15 protein-coding genes are annotated in these 17043 nt (G+C 66.2%); 9 read left to right on the plus strand and 6 right to left on the minus strand.

The features are described 5' to 3' along the window. Positions 1-66: 66 nt before the first annotated feature. The gene (locus tag ACIGJC_RS10710) at positions 67-1311 is read left to right on the plus strand and encodes a formylglycine-generating enzyme family protein (protein ID WP_483708751.1); all 1245 of its coding nucleotides are present in this window, start codon (positions 67-69) and stop codon (positions 1309-1311) included. Between the two features lie 45 nt (positions 1312-1356). Here ACIGJC_RS10710 and ACIGJC_RS10715 read toward each other — a convergent pair whose 3' ends face one another. Further along, a complete protein-coding gene (locus tag ACIGJC_RS10715) occupies positions 1357-3405 on the minus strand; it encodes a serine/threonine-protein kinase (protein ID WP_483711520.1) in 2049 nt (682 codons plus the stop codon). 439 nt (positions 3406-3844) lie between these two features. Here ACIGJC_RS10715 and ACIGJC_RS10720 point away from each other — a divergent pair, with 439 nt between their 5' ends. After that, positions 3845-4069, plus strand: coding sequence for a hypothetical protein (locus tag ACIGJC_RS10720; protein ID WP_483708752.1), 225 nt, complete (start codon positions 3845-3847; stop codon positions 4067-4069). 830 nt (positions 4070-4899) lie between these two features. Next, complete coding sequence (locus ACIGJC_RS10725) at positions 4900-6768, plus strand: DEAD/DEAH box helicase (RefSeq protein ID WP_483708753.1); 1869 nt, start codon at positions 4900-4902, stop codon at positions 6766-6768. Positions 6769-6869: 101 nt separating this feature from the next. Here the strand turns inward: ACIGJC_RS10725 and ACIGJC_RS10730 are convergent, their stop codons facing one another. Both ACIGJC_RS10730 and egtD read right to left on the minus strand, forming a co-directional pair. Further along, complete coding sequence (locus ACIGJC_RS10730; RefSeq protein WP_483708754.1) at positions 6870-8126, minus strand: SUMF1/EgtB/PvdO family nonheme iron enzyme; 1257 nt, start codon at positions 8124-8126, stop codon at positions 6870-6872. Between the two features lie 82 nt (positions 8127-8208). After that, the gene (gene egtD / locus ACIGJC_RS10735) at positions 8209-9327 is read right to left on the minus strand and encodes an L-histidine N(alpha)-methyltransferase (protein ID WP_483708755.1); all 1119 of its coding nucleotides are present in this window, start codon (positions 9325-9327) and stop codon (positions 8209-8211) included. A 522-nt stretch (positions 9328-9849) separates the two neighbouring features. Between egtD and ACIGJC_RS10740 the strand changes: the two genes are divergently transcribed. The 4 genes from ACIGJC_RS10740 (at position 9850) to ACIGJC_RS10755 (ending at position 12551) form a co-directional block, all read left to right on the plus strand. Continuing rightward, positions 9850-10563, plus strand: coding sequence for a TerC family protein (locus tag ACIGJC_RS10740; protein WP_483708756.1), 714 nt, complete (start codon positions 9850-9852; stop codon positions 10561-10563). 130 nt (positions 10564-10693) lie between these two features. Beyond that, on the plus strand, positions 10694-11488 hold the full coding sequence (locus ACIGJC_RS10745; RefSeq protein WP_483708757.1) for a thymidylate synthase: 795 nt from the start codon (positions 10694-10696) through the stop codon (positions 11486-11488). Then, on the plus strand, positions 11485-11985 hold the full coding sequence (locus tag ACIGJC_RS10750; protein ID WP_483708758.1) for a dihydrofolate reductase: 501 nt from the start codon (positions 11485-11487) through the stop codon (positions 11983-11985). Before ACIGJC_RS10745 ends, ACIGJC_RS10750 begins: the two co-directional genes overlap by 4 nt. Before the next feature lie 305 nt (positions 11986-12290). Beyond that, the gene (locus ACIGJC_RS10755; RefSeq protein ID WP_483708759.1) at positions 12291-12551 is read left to right on the plus strand and encodes a hypothetical protein; all 261 of its coding nucleotides are present in this window, start codon (positions 12291-12293) and stop codon (positions 12549-12551) included. Between the two features lie 149 nt (positions 12552-12700). On the opposite strand, the gene pmbA is transcribed toward ACIGJC_RS10755, so the two are convergent. Further along, positions 12701-14068 (minus strand): metalloprotease PmbA, encoded by a 1368-nt coding sequence (gene pmbA, locus ACIGJC_RS10760; RefSeq protein WP_483708760.1) that lies wholly within the window; start codon positions 14066-14068, stop codon positions 12701-12703. Between the two features lie 57 nt (positions 14069-14125). Here pmbA and yjgA point away from each other — a divergent pair, with 57 nt between their 5' ends. Both yjgA and mog read left to right on the plus strand, forming a co-directional pair. Continuing rightward, the gene (gene yjgA / locus ACIGJC_RS10765) at positions 14126-14734 is read left to right on the plus strand and encodes a ribosome biogenesis factor YjgA (RefSeq protein WP_483708761.1); all 609 of its coding nucleotides are present in this window, start codon (positions 14126-14128) and stop codon (positions 14732-14734) included. Further along, positions 14731-15369, plus strand: a complete 639-nt coding sequence (gene mog / locus ACIGJC_RS10770; RefSeq protein ID WP_483708762.1) for a molybdopterin adenylyltransferase — start codon at positions 14731-14733, stop codon at positions 15367-15369. Before yjgA ends, mog begins: the two co-directional genes overlap by 4 nt. A gap of 28 nt (positions 15370-15397) precedes the next feature. On the opposite strand, the gene ACIGJC_RS10775 is transcribed toward mog, so the two are convergent. Together ACIGJC_RS10775 and orn are read right to left on the minus strand one after the other, a co-directional pair. Further along, positions 15398-16279 (minus strand): AEC family transporter, encoded by an 882-nt coding sequence (locus tag ACIGJC_RS10775; RefSeq protein ID WP_483711521.1) that lies wholly within the window; start codon positions 16277-16279, stop codon positions 15398-15400. An 84-nt stretch (positions 16280-16363) separates the two neighbouring features. Next, entirely contained in the window at positions 16364-16987 is a 624-nt protein-coding gene (gene orn / locus ACIGJC_RS10780; protein ID WP_483708763.1) for an oligoribonuclease, read from the minus strand. Between the last annotated feature and the right edge of the window lie 56 nt (positions 16988-17043).

The raw sequence follows: 17043 nt of genomic DNA on the forward strand, positions 1-17043 counted from the left end.
ACAATGCGCCCAGGCGCCGCCCAAGCGCGCGCATCGGGCTGGCCGCAGTTCCAACAGGGTCCGAAAATGTGGCGCACATCTCCTGTATTTCTCGTCGCATTGGTGCTGGCCGCCAGCACGGTTGCGGATGCCATGGCCAGCCCCATGTCGGCGCCGGATGCGGCGCCGATGTTCCTGGCCGGCATCCTGCCCAAGAACAGCGATGAACAATACGAACTGACGTTCTGGGAATCGATCAAGAACAGCAACTACGCCGGCGACTACGAGGCCTATCTCAAGCAGTATCCGAACGGCCGCTTTGCGTCGCTGGCCAAAGCGCGCATTGAACGTCTCGCCGCGGCCAGCGCCCCGGCCGTCAAAGGCGCGCCGCCGGAGCACGCCAAGCCGGCCCAGCCGCCCGCCGCCGCAGCGCAGCCCGCCAAGCCCGCGCCCACGCCACCGGTGCAGCAACGTCCCACGCCACCCGCCACCGCGGCAGCGCCCGCAGCGGTGGCAGCCGGCGCCGCGACATCGGCAGCGCCATCCGCACGGCAAGGCACGACAGCGTCCGGCTCGGTCAGCCTGGGCGGGGAGCGCAAGCCGGCCGAAGCCAAGGGCAGCGAGATCCGCGACTGCCCGGTCTGCCCCGTGATGGTCAGCCTGCCGGCCGGCAGCTTCACGATGGGCAGCAATGCCAGCGATCCGGCCGAAAGGCCGCCGCACCATGTCACGATCAGCCAGCCATTCGCGATCGGTCGCTATGAGGTGACCGTCGAGCAATGGAACGCCTGCGTCGACACCGGCGGGTGCGATCGCATCGCTACCGTGGCGAACAGCGCGAAGACCGCGCCGATCCGCGATGTCAGCTGGGATGATGCGCAGCAGTACGTGGGCTGGCTCAGCAAGACCACCGGCAAGGCCTACCGCCTGCCGACCGAAGCCGAATGGGAATATGCGGCACGCGGCGGCACCGCCTCGGCATTCTGGTGGGGCGACCAGATGCGCAAGGGCACGGCCAACTGCAAGGACTGCGGCGAGCCGTGGAGCGCGGACGCGCCCGCCAACGTGGGCTCGTTCGCGGCTAACCCGTTCGGCCTCTACGACGTCAATGGCGGCGTATGGGAATGGGTACGGGATTGCTGGCACAGCAGCTACAAGAACGCGCCCGTCGATGGCCGCAGTTGGGAAGAAGCAAGTTGCGGCGCGCGCGTGATCCGCGGGGGCTCATGGCTTGAAGGTGCGAGCTACATGGTGTCATCGACCCGCTTCAAGTACAGCGCGAGCGTGCGCCAGTCGCAGAACGGCTTCCGCGTTGCGCGCGACATGAAGTAGCGCCGTCGACGCGGCCGGCTTCGCCGATGACTATTTTGCCGATGCCTATTTCGCGCGCGTGGAGATCTCCACGAGGTCCGCGCTGATGCGGTCCTGCCCATACTTGCGGGCCATCTGCCCGAGCGGCTTTTCAAGCGCCTTGAGGTAGTCCTGCCACGACTCCACGTCGGAACGCCGCACGTCGAACAACGGTGCCGGCGTCGTCAGCAGCACCACCAGTTCCGTGCCGAACGGACGCGAGATCACCCAGTCGCCGCCATCGCCAATGGTGGCGCTATAGCTGGCGGGCGCCTGGTGGTTCGGCACGCGCGCACTCGGGACGAGATGGGCGACATTGCCATCCGCCGCGAAGTAGTCGACGTACACGTAGGAATCCTGCGCAGGCGTACGCAGTTCGAGCACCAGCGGCGTGCCTTCGGTGAGCTGCAGCTTTTCGCCGCGCGTGCGCAGCGACGATGCGACCGCCCCTTCGCGGCGGCCCGACCAGTACGGCGCGATCATGCGCGCGACATCGCACTTGTCGGCGCTGAGCGGCTGCGTATCGACATCGAGCGACTTCACGCCGGGCAGCGCGTTGAGCTGCTCGCGCAGGCGCGACACGCCCACGCTTTCGGCCAGGTAGCCACGCACGCGCACCCTGCCGTTCTCTGGCGAAGTCGCGGCCAGCAGCGAGCATGGCACCGCGGCCGTCACGCGCAGCACGGCAGGCATCGAGAAGGGCTCGGACGGTGGTCGTGCAGCAGGTGCAGGAGGAACTGCCGGCGCGGAGGGCGTGGAGGGCGAACCGTCGGCCTGCGCCACCGCCGGCGGCGTCTGCACCGGCCGGCTGGTGCGCCATGCAAAGTAGCCCACCGCCGTGACGCCTGCCAGGGCCGCCACGGCGGCGCCCGCCAGCAGCGCGGAGCGCTGCCGCGCCGACACGCCGGGCGCCGTGCTCATGCCCGCCAGGAAGCGATCGACCGTGGGCGTGCGCGTCTCGCGGTCCAGCGACAAGGCCTCGCGCAGCGTCTTCCATTGCGTGCGCGACAGCTCGCGCGGCTGCACCGGCTTCAGCCCAGCCGCACGCGCCTGGTTCGCCGACATGCGTTCATAGGGATGCCTGCCGGTCAGCAATTCGTAGGTCACGCAGGCCAGCGCATAGATGTCGTCGCGCGGATCGGGCTCGCGGTGCTCGAACATCTCGGGGCTCGCGTAGGCCGGCGTCATGCCGCCGAGCGAGCCTGGATCGAAAACGGTCTTGTCCGATTCATCGGCCGGCGGCAGGAAGCCGCGCGCGATACCGAAGTCGATCACCTTCACTTCGCTGTTGTCGGTCAGGAACACGTTGGCGGGCTTGAAGTCGCAATGCACGAAGCCGCGCTCGTGCGCATAGGCCAGCGCGTGGCCCATGCCGGCGATGATGGGCATGGCCTTGGCCACGGGCATGCCGGTGAAACCGGGCGCCTTGAGAACCTGGCTCAGCGGCCTGCCCGGCAGGTATTCCATCGTCAGGAAGACCACCGGGCCATCGCGGTCGAAATCGTAAACGGTGACGATATTCCGGTGCGCAAGCGTCTGCGCCTTGCGCGCTTCGCGCTGCAGCGCGATCAGCGATTTCGGGTGGCCGCTGAACTGCAGGTTGAGTACCTTGATCGCGATATACGGCTTGCGGTCCGATGCCTCCAGCTTGCGCAGGTCAAGGGCCTTGTACACCGTTCCCATACCGCCGACGCCAAGGCACTCTTCCAGCACGAAGCGACCGTTCAGGGTATCGCCCACGCCCTTGGGCCGCGACGCGGGCGGCACCGTGCCGACCGCCGGCGAGGTGGCATAGAGGGAGCCCGTCACGGGCCCTTCCATGTGAGTGGAATCGCCTGCCGGATCGAACTGCGTGGTGCCGCTGCGCTCGATGCGCCGCATGACTTCGGCGTACACGCCGGGCGGAAACGGGAAGCGGGTGTTCTCTTCGATGATGACGCGCGCCAGCTGGCTCGGCGTGGTGCGCTCCTGTGCGAGCGCCATGTCGAAGGACGCAACGAATTCGTCGTCGGACAACCCGCCGTTCTGGAACTTCTGAATCAGGTCTCTGACACTGGCCACCGGCGTTGCCCCGATATCGATGCAAGCGGAACGCACTCATGCAAACGCCCCATCCACGATGGATACTAGTGCGCACTCTTGGCATCCGCAAACCGCGCGTGCCGACGCCGCGGCGCGATCGCCACGTTGCGCGCGAGCAGGTCACATCGACTGCAAGCCCATGTCGGCGGGGAACCAACAGGACCATCGAACTGTTGGCAATGCCCCGACAGATCGCTGCGCATCTCGCGCGGGGTGCGATGTCCTTTCAATCTGCAAACCCGCGCGGGGCTTGCCATGGGCGCATTCCAACGCAAATGGCTAGCAGGCAGGCACGACTCCTGCGTTTTTTGCTCTTCGGGGAAGATGAATATCGATGGGTGCAGCGGCGTGCCTGCGCATCAAAACGCAAGCCTATACTGAACCGGCGCCGCCCCCGCGCGGACGCGGCGCCGCACGACCGGAGGAGAAAGCCATGGCAGTGATCGTGATCAAGGACCTGACCGAGAACGTCGACCTCGACCGGGAGGCAATGAGCGCCATTCTCGGCGGCAGCCGCAGCGGTGGCGCGGGCGGACGCGGGTGGCACGGACTGCGGCAACGGGGGCCATCGCGCCTGGTTTCGTATCCGCAGGGCTGGCCGGCGAATCCTCATGTCCGTCCGCTGGAGCGCATCGAGGGCAAGCTGCCCCGAAAGTGACGCGTGGCTGGATCGCAGCCCGGATAAAGAAAGCCCGCCATGGCCTGGCGGGCTGGTTGCGGACGGCCCCGGACTTCCTGGGTCAACGCCATCAGCAGTTCGGTCATTTCTTGTCGAGCAGGCTTCCCATGACTCCGCCCATGACGCGGACGATCCACCGGACCACCCGGAGGTTCGCAGGAATTCTGGCAGTGACGACAATGACCGCAATGCTCACAGCGAGCAGTGATTCAGTATCGCTGTAGGAGGCCAATACGGGAACTTGATTGTCCGCCCCGGTCGAGCAATCTCGTTGCTCGCGACTTGAGTATAGGCGGGCCCCTCCCGCTTTCAACCCATAACTGGCAACGCAGGTGAGTGAGTGCCAGCGCCAGGTGCGCCATGTGTCGCGCGACTGACATATCTGGTTACCTTTTCGCAGCGCAACAAATTTTCGCGGTTCTGCTATAATCCGCGCCGTGAGTTTCGCAACTGTGAGTTCCGCCACCCGCCAGGCACATCCCGCCAAGGCGCATCCGCTGCCCTCCCAAGCTCTGTTTTCCTGCTGCCGAACCTGGTTTATACCTGGATTCAGTAGTCGACAGAACGCACCGCTCACCGACGTAGCCTCGTCTCCGATCCTGTTGAACAGCCTGTGAGCTGTTTGCCTGCCAGGGAACAGCGGCTGGCCTAGCGCCTGCCTACACCCCTGCCTGCCGCCGTACTGTCAGCTGAGTCTGTCGTAACGGCCTCACCGATTGGCGCCGAAGCCTTTTTAAAGACTTTGCACTGCGCCCACCCCTATTTCGATTTGCGTTGCAGGGGTGCCATGCATTTTTGATCATTACGACATGACCCAGCACGACATTCGTGCGGAGCAAGCTATTGCCTCCGCTACCGACGCTTCGATCACTTCCGCCGCCCAAAGCCCGCTCGACAAGCTCGATGCCATGCTCAATGGCCCGGAACAAGCGACCAGCGCCGATGCAGTGGAGAACGGTTTCGCCGCGCTTGGCCTCGATGCGGCCATCCTGCGCGCACTCTCCGAACTGAACTACAACAACCCGACGCCCGTCCAGGCGCAGGCCATTCCGGCCTTCCTGGCTGGCCGCGACCTGCTGGTATCGAGCCAGACCGGCTCGGGCAAGACGGCGGCGTTCATGCTGCCCGCCATCCAGCGCATCAGCGAAAAGCCGGCGCCGAACCGCCCGACCGAACCCGCCAAGCGCATGAAGGGCAAGCGTCCCCGTCCGTCGCCGGCACAGCCGTCGCTGCTGGTGCTGACGCCCACGCGCGAACTGGCCCTGCAGGTGACCGAAGCCGCTGCCAAGTATGGCCGCAACATGCGCCGCATCGTCTGCGCGAGCATCCTGGGCGGCATGCCCTACCCGAAGCAGCTCGCCATGCTGTCGAAGATGCCGGACATCCTGGTCGCCACGCCGGGCCGCCTGCTTGACCACATCACGGCCGGCCGCATCGACCTGTCGGCACTCGACATGCTGGTGTTCGACGAAGCCGACCGCATGCTGGACATGGGCTTCGCCGATGACATCGACGCTATCGTCGACGCCACGCCGGCCAGCCGCCAGACGCTGATGTTCTCGGCCACGCTGGACGCCCGCATCGCGCAACTCGCTTCGCGCCAGCTGAAGGATCCGCAGCGCATCGAGATCGCCGCGGTCCGCGCCGACCAGAGCAATATCGAACAGCGCCTGCACTTCACCGACGACATGTCGCACAAGGAACGCCTGCTCGACCACCTGCTGCGCGATTCGTCGCTGAAGCAGGCCATCGTCTTCACGGCCACCAAGCGTGACGCCGACTCGCTGGCCGAACGCCTGTCCGACACCGGCTTTGCCGCCGGCGCCCTGCACGGCGACATGACTCAGGGCGCGCGCAACCGCACCCTGACCGCCCTGCGCCGCGGCAACCTGCGCGTGCTGGTGGCAACCGACGTGGCCGCGCGCGGCATCGACGTGCCGGACATCACCCACGTGGTGAACTTCGACCTGCCCAAGCAGGCCGAGGATTACGTGCACCGTATCGGCCGTACCGGCCGTGCCGGCCGCTCGGGCATCGCGATCAACCTGGTCAACCATGGCGACATGTTCCAGTGGCGCCGTATCGAGCGCTTCACCAACCATCGCATCGACGCCTCGGTGATCGAAGGCCTGGAACCGCGCCGTTCGCCTAAGCCGCGTGCTGGCTTTGGCGGTGGCAAGCCGGGCGGCGGCGGCCGTGGCAACGGTGGCGGCTATCGCGGCGGCGAGCGCAGCTTCGGTGAGCGCAGCTTTGGCGAACGCAAGTTCGGCGGTGAAAACCGTGGTTTCGGCAATCGCGGCGGCCAGGAAGGCGGCGGCTATCGTGGCGGCGACGACAACCGCGGCAACCGTGAAGGCGGCTACCGTGGCGGCGAGCGCAGCTTTGGCGACCGCAATTTCGGCGATCGCAAGTTCGGCGGCGAAAATCGCGGCTTCGGCGGCGGCGAAAACCGCGGCTTCGGCGGCGGCGAAAGCCGTGGTTTCGGCAACCGCGAAGGAGGCAACGGCTACCGCGGTGGCGAGCGCACCTTCGGCGACCGCAGCTTCGGCGATCGCAAGGCCGGCGGCGACAACCGCAGCTTTGGCGACCGTGGCGCCCGTGATGGCGGCCGCAGCTTCGGCAACCGCGAAGGCGGTTTCGGTGGGCAGCGCAACAGCCGTTCGCGTTACGAGCGGTAAAACACTGGTGGCGCCACAGGCGCCGGCACAGTGATGAAGAGCACCCTGCGGGGTGCTCTTTTTTTGTCTGCCTGCGGCTCAGCCCCGGGCCGGAACCGGCTCTACATCGAACACGTCCGGAACCCTACGAAGGCGAAGTCGTCCTCCGGCAGCAGCGCCACCCGGGCCCGCACATGCCGCTGGCGCGAGGCACTGACAAAGGTCGTCCCCCGCACCGCCTGATGCGTCCCGAAGCGCGACACCATCTCGCCGTCCGACGGCGATGCCGCAAACCCCGCATACGGCTCGTACGGCGAAGCCGTCCACTCCCGCAACATTCCCCACTGCAGCCCGCGGTTCTGCAACGCCGCGAGTTCCCACTCCGCCTCCACGGGCAGGCGGCGGCCGGCCCATCCGCACCAGGCCTGCGCTTCAAACAGCGAAACGTGCCGCACGGCCTCGTCGGGATTGAGCGTTCGCAGCGTGCCGAATCGCTCCACCATCCAGTTGCGCGATTCCGGATGCCGCGACCAGTAGCGCGGTGCGGAGCGCTCCTGCATCATCAGCCACTGCCGGCCAGCGGCCGACCACCAGGCCGGGTTCTCATAGCCCCCGTCCTCGACGAATTCCAGGAACTGCGCGTTGCTGACCAGCGCGGCGTCGATCTCGAAGGCGGGCACATAGGTGGGCTGCGGCGGCAATTCGTCGGGTTGCGCGTAGCCGTCCGGATCCGACCAGCCCTGCGTGAAGCGGCCACCGGGGAAATGCAGCGTGCCGGCATGCGCGACCGACGCGCCCGGTCCGGGCGCAACCGGCGCGGCGGGTGCCAGGCCGAGCGCCTGCAGCAACGCGGCCAGATTTTCGGCCTGCCCGTCTTCCAGGAACAGCGCGCGGCGAAAAGGATAGAGCGTGAGGTCGCCATCGTCTGGCAACAAGGCCAGGCGGCGCAGCAGGCCGTCCAGCACATCGGACGCGTACTGCTTGACCACGGCGACATCGGGCAGGACGATTTCCCAGCGCTCGTCCGGACCGATACGGTCGGGGTCGAACCATTCATCGGCCCCGCCGAGCCGCGACGGCTCCCGGGCCACGGGCACCGGCACACCGCCCCGATCAAGCTGCCGCACGCCGCGCAGGCACCACCATTCGGCGTGCCAGGCGATAAATCCCAGGGTCCACAGCGGCGGACTGGCATCGTGCTGACGCGGCACGTCCCAGCCCTTGCGGGTCTGGCCGAAGGCGGCCAGCCAGGCCAGGGTGCGGCTGCGCGCGTCGACCAGGGCCTGGGCCAGCCCTTCGCGTGGCAGGCGCCGGGCATCGGACCAGCCAGCCGGGCCGCCACTGAAGTAGAGATCGGGAAGCATGGAGAAGCCGCTCATCGGTAGACATCCGTTCGGAAGGACGCAGACGGGCGGCCGCCCGCCATGGCAGCGGCCATTATGACACCAGGCGGGAGACCCTTCAGGCTCGCGCGTGGAACACCGCGAACCAGCCCAGCGGATCGGTCCAGTACACCGGATCGTCGAAGCCGGCGGCTTCCAGCAGCAAGGCGAAATCGCCGGGCCGGTATTTGTAGGAATCCTCGGTATGGATGCGCTCGCCTTCGCCAAACCTGCGCTCGCCGCCATGCCAGCGCACCCTGACCGGCGCGCACGCCTGCAGGTGCATCTGGATGCGTGACGCCTGGCGATCGAAACTCGCCACATGGCGCCAGTCGTCGACGTTGAAATCCGTCTCGACAATGCGGTTCACGTTGCGCAGCACGTTGCGGTTGAAGGCCGCGGTGACGCCCAGCGGATCGTCATAGGCTGCGACCAGCGTGGTTTCGTCCTTCAGCAGGTCCACGCCGATCAGTACTCCATCGCCACGCCCGGCTGCGCCACGAAGGCGCTGCAGCAGCGCCAGCGCGTCAATCGGCGAAAAATTGCCAATGCTGGAGCCCGGATAGAAGAACAGCCGCCTGCCTCGCCGGACATTGCGTGGCAGGTCGAAGCTGCCGCACAGGTCGGCCCCGAGCCCGAGCATGGGAATGGCCGGATTCTGCTGCTGCAGGCACGACAACGTGCCGCGCAGGAACTCCACCGAGATATCCAGCGCCACATACTGCGCCGGCCTCAGGCTGCCGAACAGCCGCGCCGCCTTCTCGCAGTTGCCGGCACCCAGGTCGATCAGCACGCAGCCGGCGCCGGCGCGCGCGGCGATGGCGGGCGCGGCGCTGGCGAAGATCGATGCCTCGGTACGCGTCGGGTAGTACTCGGGCAGGTCGGTGATGGCCTCGAACAGCCGCGAGCCCAGCACGTCGTAGAAGAACTTGGGACCGATGCTCGCTTCGGACTGTTGCAAGCCGGCCAGTATCTGCCCGCGCAGGGCGCTGCTGTCTTCGTGGTACTGCTGGATGAACTCGGGCTGCGGCGGTGCGGTCATGGGCCCATGACCGTTGGCCGCGGTCAGGAGCGACGGATTGGCATCGTGCGTGCCGGCTGCATCACGGGCATCTGGCGCGTCGTTGGCGTTGCGGTGGCCGAAGCCCGATGGGTTGGCGGAGCGGGAACCATTAAGCTGGGTCGGGACAGCCGGCATGACGTTTCCTTGTGTGGTCGTGGGTCCACTTCTTATTCCCCGAGTCGTGGCGCGGCCCTCCGGCGACGCGCCGGGTCCGGGACGCGCCGCTGTGCTGTCCGGGACGCATCGGCCGAAAACCGATCTTCAAGCATAGGTGCCGCACGGCGATTGCGCTTGCTGCATCGCACAATATTCGCGCTGTCTGTGTGGGGCAGGCGGAACCTGTGACGCGCCTCCGTATCTTCCCCAATGCCGCTATGACGCAACAATTCGTTTATAATCGCGCCGAGCGCGGATGCACGCTGTCCGCGCCCCTTCAAAGGGGAGTAGCTCCGGGGCCATGCCCTTAGCACAATCGTCATTCCGAGACTGACGTCTCCGGTTGTGCTGACACTGGTGCGCAGACCGCGCCGGGCGTCGAGCAAGACCTTTGCAACCTGGAATCATGGTTTGCAAAGGTGACCCCGGTCCCCCCTCTTACTCCATGACTCCAGGCGAACCAAACGCGCGTTTGCGGCGATTCGTACTTGAGGAGAGTTCATGGAGTGGTTTACCGATCTGTTCACGATGCAGTTCCTGACGGCGCTGCTGTCCATCGTCGTCATTGACCTGGTGCTGGCCGGCGACAATGCCATCGTGATTGCCCTGGCGGCGCGCAACCTGCCGCCGAATCTGCAAAAGAAGGCCATTGTCTGGGGTACCGTCGGTGCCGTGGTGGTGCGTTCGGCCATGACGATCGGCGTGGTGTGGCTGCTCAAGATCCCGGGCCTGCTGCTGATCGGCGGTCTCGCACTGGTGTGGATCGCCTACAAACTGCTGTCCGACGAAGGCGATGGCGACGAGCATGGCTCAGGCGCTTCGACCCTCTGGGGCGCGATGAAGACCATCATCATCGCCGACGCCGTCATGGGCGTTGACAACGTGCTGGCCGTGGCCGGCGCCGCGCACGGCAGCTTCCTGCTGGTGGTGCTGGGCCTGCTGATCAGCATTCCCATCGTGGTGTGGGGTTCGAGCCTGGTGCTCAAGCTGATGTCGCGCTTCCCGGCCATCATCTACATCGGCGCCGGCGTGCTGGCCTTCACGGCCGTGAAGATGATCGTGCACGAGCCCATGGTCAAGGCCTTCTTCGAAGCCAACCCGGTCATCAACTGGGGCCTGTACGTGCTGATCATCGGCGGCGTGCTGGGTGCCGGCTACCTGGTGCAGAAGCGCCGCGGGCAACACGAGGCGCAGCAGCCGGCCAGCAGCCACTAAGGCTTGCGGCCAAGCCAGGGCAGGTGCCCTGGCCACCGCCGGAAGGGCCGCCCGAAGGGGTGGCCCTTCTTGCTTTAAAATGCATGGTTTGCGGGCCCGCGCCCGCGTCACTTCTCCCCGCCCCGCGCCGATGAAACAGTATCTCGACTTCATGCGCCATGTGTACGAGCATGGCACCGAAAAGGCCGACCGCACCGGCACCGGCACGCGCTCGGTGTTCGGCCACCAGATGCGCTTCGACCTGCGCGAAGGCTTCCCGGTGGTCACCACCAAGAAGCTGCACCTGAAGTCGATCATCCTGGAATTGCTGTGGTTCCTGCAGGGCTCGACCAACGTGCGCTGGCTGCAGGAGAACGGCGTTTCGATCTGGGATGAATGGGCCGACGAGAACGGCGAACTGGGCCCCGTCTACGGCTCGCAGTGGCGCTCGTGGCCCACGCCCGATGGCCGCCACATCGACCAGATCACCGACCTGCTGAACCAGATCCGCGCCAACCCGGATTCGCGCCGGCTGATCGTGTCGGCCTGGAACGTGGCCGACATCCCGCGCATGAAGCTGCCGCCGTGCCACGCGTTCTTCCAGTTCTATGTGGCCGACGGGCAACTGTCGTGCCAGCTTTACCAGCGCAGCGCCGACATCTTCCTCGGCGTGCCGTTCAATATCGCCAGCTACGCGCTGCTGACGCACATGATGGCGCAGCAGACCGGGCTGGAAGTCGGCGACTTCATCTGGACCGGCGGCGACTGCCATATCTACAGCAACCACTTCGAGCAGGTGCAGACGCAGCTTGCGCGCGAGCCGCTACCGCTGCCGACGCTGAAGATCGCGCGCAAGCCGGACAGCATCTTCGACTACCGCTATGAAGACTTCGAGCTCGTCGGCTACCAGTCGCATCCCGCCATCAAGGCACCGGTGGCCGTATGACATTGCTGACCCTTGTCGTCGCCCGCGCCCGCAACGGCACCATCGGCCGCAACAACACGCTGCCGTGGCGCTTGCCGGAAGACCTGGCGCATTTCAAGCGCACTACCCTGGGCGCGCCGATCATCATGGGCCGCAAGACCTGGGATTCGATCGGCCGGCCGCTGCCGGGGCGCCGCAATATCGTGGTGAGCCGCAATACCGCGCTGAAACTGGAAGGCGCGGAGGTGGCGGGCTCGCTCGAAGCGGCGCAGTTGCTGTGCATCGGTGCGGAGCAAGTGTTCCTGATCGGTGGCGCGCAGCTGTATGCCGAGGCTATGCCCAGCGCGGACCGGCTCGTAGTGACCGAGATCGATGCCGATGTCGAAGGCGATGCGTTCTTTCCCGCCATCGACCGGGCGCAGTGGATCGAGACATCGCGCGAGATCCATCATTCGGAAGCGAATGACTTCGACTACGCCTTTGTGACGTACGACCGGCCGCCTTCGGGCGAAGAGTAGCCAGTCCCACAGCCAGGCAGGATGAAAGCAGGTGCGATAGGCACCTGCTTTTTTTTTCGTGGATGCCGATGTGTTGCCCATGCGCGAACACCGACTGGGGAGATGTTGGCGAGCCACCAACTCAACCTCATGGCTGGCCGAGGCGGCAGCCAAGCCAAGAAATCCAATTTCCTCTTTCCTTTCATGGACTTGAAATAGCTGGCAACGGCATTGGCGGGCTCTGGCACACCCTGTGCGTATATATCCCCGAGCGCAGCAAACGTGCTCTACCAGCCAACCACCCAGCCATACCCAAGGAGTCCATCATGTCCCTGACCATCCAGAACCTCCCGCTCGAACAAGACCTCGACCGTGCCAGGATGGGCGCCGTCCGCGGCGGCAGCCTGTTCCTGAACAGCGGCGTCAATGCCATTACCGGCGGCGGCGGCGTCATGTTCGCCAGCCCGAACACCATCGTGGCGCCGGTCACGCAAGTCGATGCCTCGACCCGGACTGACGTCGACATGAAGAGCGTCATGAACACGATCAACAATGTGGGGGGCGTGGTCGCGGCGCTGCAGCACTGAGCCACGCGACCGGAGCGGAGGAAAGGATCGGAGAAGCCGGCGCCAGTTCGCGCTATCCGTCCCATGCAGGGCCCGGCTGCGGTACGCCGGGTGCAAAAAAAGACCGCCCGTTCTTCGGGCGGTCTTTTTTGTTCTGGGGCTGCGTGCCGTCAGTTGCCGGCGATCGTCATCTGTTCGATCAGGATCGAACCTGTCTCCTTGGTGCCGCGCACCAGCGAATCCGAGCCGATGGCCACGATCTGGCGGAACATCTCGGCCATGTTGCCGGCGATGGTGATCTCCTCGACCGGATACTGGATCTCGCCGTTCTCGACCCAGTAGCCCGAGGCGCCGCGCGAGTAGTCGCCGGTCACGTAATTGACGCCCTGCCCCATCAGCTCCGTCACCAGCAGGCCGGTGCCGAGCTTTTTCAGCATGCCGCGGAAATCGTCGCTGGCCGTGGCAAGGCTGCTGGTGAGCGTCAGGTTATGCGAGCCGCCGGCGTTGCCGGTGGTCTGCATGCCGAGCTTGCGCGCCGAGTAGGTCGAGAGGAAATAACCCTCGACCACGCCGTCGCGCACGACATCGCGCTCGCGCGTGCGCACGCCCTCTTCGTCGAACGGCGCGCTGCCCATGGCGCCCGGCACGTGCGGCCGCTCGTGGATCTGGATATGCGGGGCGAATACCGCCTTGCCCAACGTGTCATGCAGGAAGGTCGACTTGCGATACAGCGCGCCACCCGAGACCGCCTGCACGAAGGCGCCGAGCAGGCCGGCGGCAAGCGGAGCCTCGAACAGCACGGGGCAGCGGCGCGTCGACAGCTTGCGCGCGTTGAGGCGCGCCAGCGCGCGCTCGGCGGCGTAGCGGCCGATGTCTTCCGGCGCGGCCAGCGCCAGCGGCGAACGCTTGGACGAGTACCAGTCGTCGCGCTGCATGCCGCTGCCCGAGCCGGCGATCGGCGCGCAGGAAATGAAGTGGCGCGAATACGGATAGCCGCCCGTGAAGCCGCGCGAGGTGGCCAGCACGAACTGCGAATGCTGCGCCGATACGCTCGCGCCATCGCTGTTCTTGATGCGCGGCGACACCGCCAGCGCCGCGGCCTCGGAGCGGCGCGCGATGTCGATGGCGCCTTCGGCGTCGATGGTCCAGGGGTGGAACAGGTCCAGGTCGCGCGGCTCGCGTTCGAGCAGTTCTTCCTCGGCCAGGCCGGCGCAGTCGTCTTCGGCAGTGAAGCGGGCGATGTTGTAGGCCGCCTCGGCCGTGGCGCGCAGCGCTGCCGGCGAGAAGTCCGACGTGCTGGCATTGCCCCGGCGCTTGCCGATCAGGACCGTCACGCCGACCACCTTGTCGCGATTCTGCTCGATGGTCTCCACCTGCCCCTTGCGCACCGACACCGACAGGCCGCTGCCCTCGGAGATCTCGGTCGCGGCATCGGTCGCGCCGAGCTCGCGTGCTACACGCAGCACATCAGCCGCCATCTCGCTGAGCTGGGCCTGGGTATAGGTGAAATGCGCGGTCTGTTCGGCGATGGTGTCCATGCTGGGCGGTGTCATCAAAAGTGCAAGCGGGAATCATAGCAAGATAAAATGCCGCCCATGACGCGAAATTCCCGTAACTCCCCCGGCTCCCGCTTTCCCGGCGCCTTTGCGCCGGAACCCGAGATGGACGAGCCCAAAAGCAAGTCGCAGAAGAAGCGCGACATGACCGCCTTGCAGGCCATCGGCGCCGAACTCGAAGCCCTGGCCAAGGACCGCCTGGCGCGCGTGCCGATGCCTGAAGCACTGGCCGACGCCATCCACGAAGCCCGGCGCACCACGAGCCACGAAGGCAAGCGGCGCCAGATGCAGTTCGTGGGCAAGGTCATGCGCGGGCTGGAAGACGACGAAGTGCAGGCCATCCGCGCCGCCCTCGAAGGCTTCAAGGGCACCAGCAAGGCCGAGACCGCGCGCATGCACCTGATCGAACGCTGGCGCGAACTGCTGCTGGCCGACGACGCCGCGCTCACCCGTTTCCTGGCCGAGCACCCCGGCATCGACGTGCAGACGCTGCGCAACATTATCCGCAGCGCACGCAGGGAAAAGGAACAGTCCAAGCCGCCGCGCTACTTCCGCGAGCTGTTCCAGGCCATCAAGACGGCGCTGGAGGCGAAGGACAGCGCGGCAGCGGCTAGCGAGCACCCCCCTACCCCGGAGCCCGACGCATGACGCAGACCACGCAACCGATCGCCCGCAACCATCCCGACGAACTGGTGGTGGGTTTCGTCTCGATCTCCGACCGCGCGTCGGCCGGCACCTACCAGGACGAAGGCATCCCGGCGCTGCGCGAATGGCTGGGCCGCACGCTGATTTCCCCCTGGCAAGGCGTCGAGCGGCTGATCCCCGACGAGCAGGCGCAGATCTCGCGCACGCTGATCGATCTGGTGGACGTAGCCGGTTGCGACCTGGTCCTGACCACGGGCGGCACCGGCCCGGCGCGCCGCGATGTCACGCCCGAAGCCACGCTGGCAGTTGCCACCAAGGAGATGCCCGGCTTCGGCGAACAGATGCGCCAGGTCAGCCTGCATTTCGTGCCGACCGCAATCCTGTCGCGCCAGGTGGCGGTGATCCGTGAAACGGCCAGCCGCGCGGCGTTGATCATCAACCTGCCGGGCCAGCCGCGCGCCATCCGCGAAACCCTCGAAGGCCTGCGCGACGATGCCGGTAAGCCGGTCGTCCAGGGCATCTTTGCGGCCGTGCCATATTGCATCGACCTGATCGGCGGTCCCTACATGGAAACCGACGAGAACGTGGTCAAGGCCTGGCGGCCCAAGAACGCGATCCGCAGCAAGCCCGCCGCCTGAGCGGCATCGTGGCAGCCGTGCCGGGGGCTCAGCGCAGCCCCAGGTACAGCCCCACGGGCACGAACAGCACGGCGGCAATATTGCCGAGCATCACGATCGACGCGACCTGGTCCGGCTCCTGCCGGAAGTGGTCGGCGACAAGGAAATTCAGCACCGCCGGCGGCAGCGCGGCGAAGACAAAGAGCAGACCGCGCTGCAGTTCGGTCAGCGGCACCCAGTTTGTCAGCAACAGCGCCACGGCGATGCCCGTGAGCGGACAGGCCGCGGCCCCCACTATCCCCATGCCCCAGTTGCGCAGGCTCACGTCCTTCATGCGCACGCCGAGCGCGAACAGCATCAGCGGGACGGTGGCATCGCCGAGCAGCTTGATCGACTGGTAGACGGGTTCCGGCAACACGAACCACGGCTTTGCCAGCGACAGCCCCACGCCCGCCACGGTAGCCAGCACCATCGGATTGCGCGCGATCTGCGCAATCGAAGCATGACGATTCACGATCTTCATGCCGATCGTGAAATGCATCAGGTTCGATGCCGCGAACAACGCCACCGCGGGCGCCAGGCCCGCCGGGCCGAAGGCAAAGACCGACAGCGGCAGCCCCATGTTGCCGCAGTTGTTGAACATCATCGGCGGCACGAAGGTGCGCGGATCGACCCGCAGCGCGCGCGCCACGATCCACGCAAGCACGCCCGAGCCAATCACCACCGCGATCGCGCACGCCAGCAGCACGAGCTGGTCGGCCAGCACGAATTCCTTGCTGACGAAGGCCGACACCACCAGCAGCGGCGCGATTACGTCCAGCGTCGCGCGGTTGATGCCCGCCATGTCAGGGTGCGCCTTGCGTCCATACAGCCACCCCACCAGGATGATCAGGATGACCGGTGTGATGATGGAGACGATGCGGGCGAACATGGAGAACAGGCAGAGCGGATCCAAGGCTGCCTGCAGGAGCAGGCGGGCGGCGTGACCGGCGCTGGCCGGTCCGCCGATTCTTGTTTATTGCGCGGCGGTGCCGTCATCCGGCGTGGCGGGCGCTGCAGCCCCGGCAGGCGTATGGCGGATGAAGTGGGTTCGGTAATAGCGTAGCTCCTCGACGGATTCGAGGATGTCAGCCAGCGCCGTATGCAGCTGGCGCTTGATGAAGCCCTTGTGGATCGCCGGCTCCCAGCGCTTGCACAGTTCCTTGAGCGTCGACACGTCCAGGTTGCGGTAGTGGAAGAACGCCTCCAGCTTGGGCATGTAGCGCGCCATGAAGCGGCGGTCCTGGCAGATCGAGTTGCCGCACATCGGCGACTTGCTGGCCGGCACCCAGCGCTTGAGGAAGGCCAGCAGCTCGGCTTCCGCCTGCTCCTCGGTCAGGGTCGAGGCCTTGACCTTGTCGATCAGGCCCGAGCGGCCATGGGTGCCCTTGTTCCAGTTGTCCATGCCGTCGAGCACGGCGTCGGACTGGTGGATCACGAGCACCGGGCCCTCGGCAAGGATGTTGAGTTCGGAATCGGTGATCACCACCGCGACTTCGATGATGCGGTCGTTTTCCGGCGACAGGCCGGTCATTTCCATGTCCAACCAGACCAGGTTGTTTTCACTCTTGACGGATTTGGTGGCGGCTTGGCTTGTCATCTGGACTGCGGTGTCTGGCGATAGGGAAAAACGGGAAAAGCGCCGCGGAAGGCCCG

The sequence above is a fragment of the Cupriavidus sp. C3SS-1 genome (assembly GCF_057073755.1).

Bases quoted from the DNA above. Each gene is read 5' to 3' on its own strand.
- egtD (WP_483708755.1), bottom strand. From the start codon at position 9,327: ATGCCGGCTGTCCCGACCCAGCTTAATGGTTCCCGCTCCGCCAACCCA.
- ACIGJC_RS10720 (WP_483708752.1), top strand. From the start codon at position 3,845: ATGGCAGTGATCGTGATCAAGGACCTGACCGAGAACGTCGACCTCGAC.
- ACIGJC_RS10730 (WP_483708754.1), bottom strand. From the start codon at position 8,126: ATGAGCGGCTTCTCCATGCTTCCCGATCTCTACTTCAGTGGCGGCCCG.
- ACIGJC_RS10755 (WP_483708759.1), top strand. From the start codon at position 12,291: ATGTCCCTGACCATCCAGAACCTCCCGCTCGAACAAGACCTCGACCGT.
- ACIGJC_RS10725 (WP_483708753.1), top strand. From the start codon at position 4,900: ATGACCCAGCACGACATTCGTGCGGAGCAAGCTATTGCCTCCGCTACC.
- yjgA (WP_483708761.1), top strand. From the start codon at position 14,126: ATGACGCGAAATTCCCGTAACTCCCCCGGCTCCCGCTTTCCCGGCGCC.
- ACIGJC_RS10710 (WP_483708751.1), top strand. From the start codon at position 67: ATGTGGCGCACATCTCCTGTATTTCTCGTCGCATTGGTGCTGGCCGCC.
- ACIGJC_RS10750 (WP_483708758.1), top strand. From the start codon at position 11,485: ATGACATTGCTGACCCTTGTCGTCGCCCGCGCCCGCAACGGCACCATC.
- mog (WP_483708762.1), top strand. From the start codon at position 14,731: ATGACGCAGACCACGCAACCGATCGCCCGCAACCATCCCGACGAACTG.
- ACIGJC_RS10745 (WP_483708757.1), top strand. From the start codon at position 10,694: ATGAAACAGTATCTCGACTTCATGCGCCATGTGTACGAGCATGGCACC.
- ACIGJC_RS10740 (WP_483708756.1), top strand. From the start codon at position 9,850: ATGGAGTGGTTTACCGATCTGTTCACGATGCAGTTCCTGACGGCGCTG.
- orn (WP_483708763.1), bottom strand. From the start codon at position 16,987: ATGACAAGCCAAGCCGCCACCAAATCCGTCAAGAGTGAAAACAACCTG.
- pmbA (WP_483708760.1), bottom strand. From the start codon at position 14,068: ATGGACACCATCGCCGAACAGACCGCGCATTTCACCTATACCCAGGCC.
- ACIGJC_RS10775 (WP_483711521.1), bottom strand. From the start codon at position 16,279: ATGTTCGCCCGCATCGTCTCCATCATCACACCGGTCATCCTGATCATC.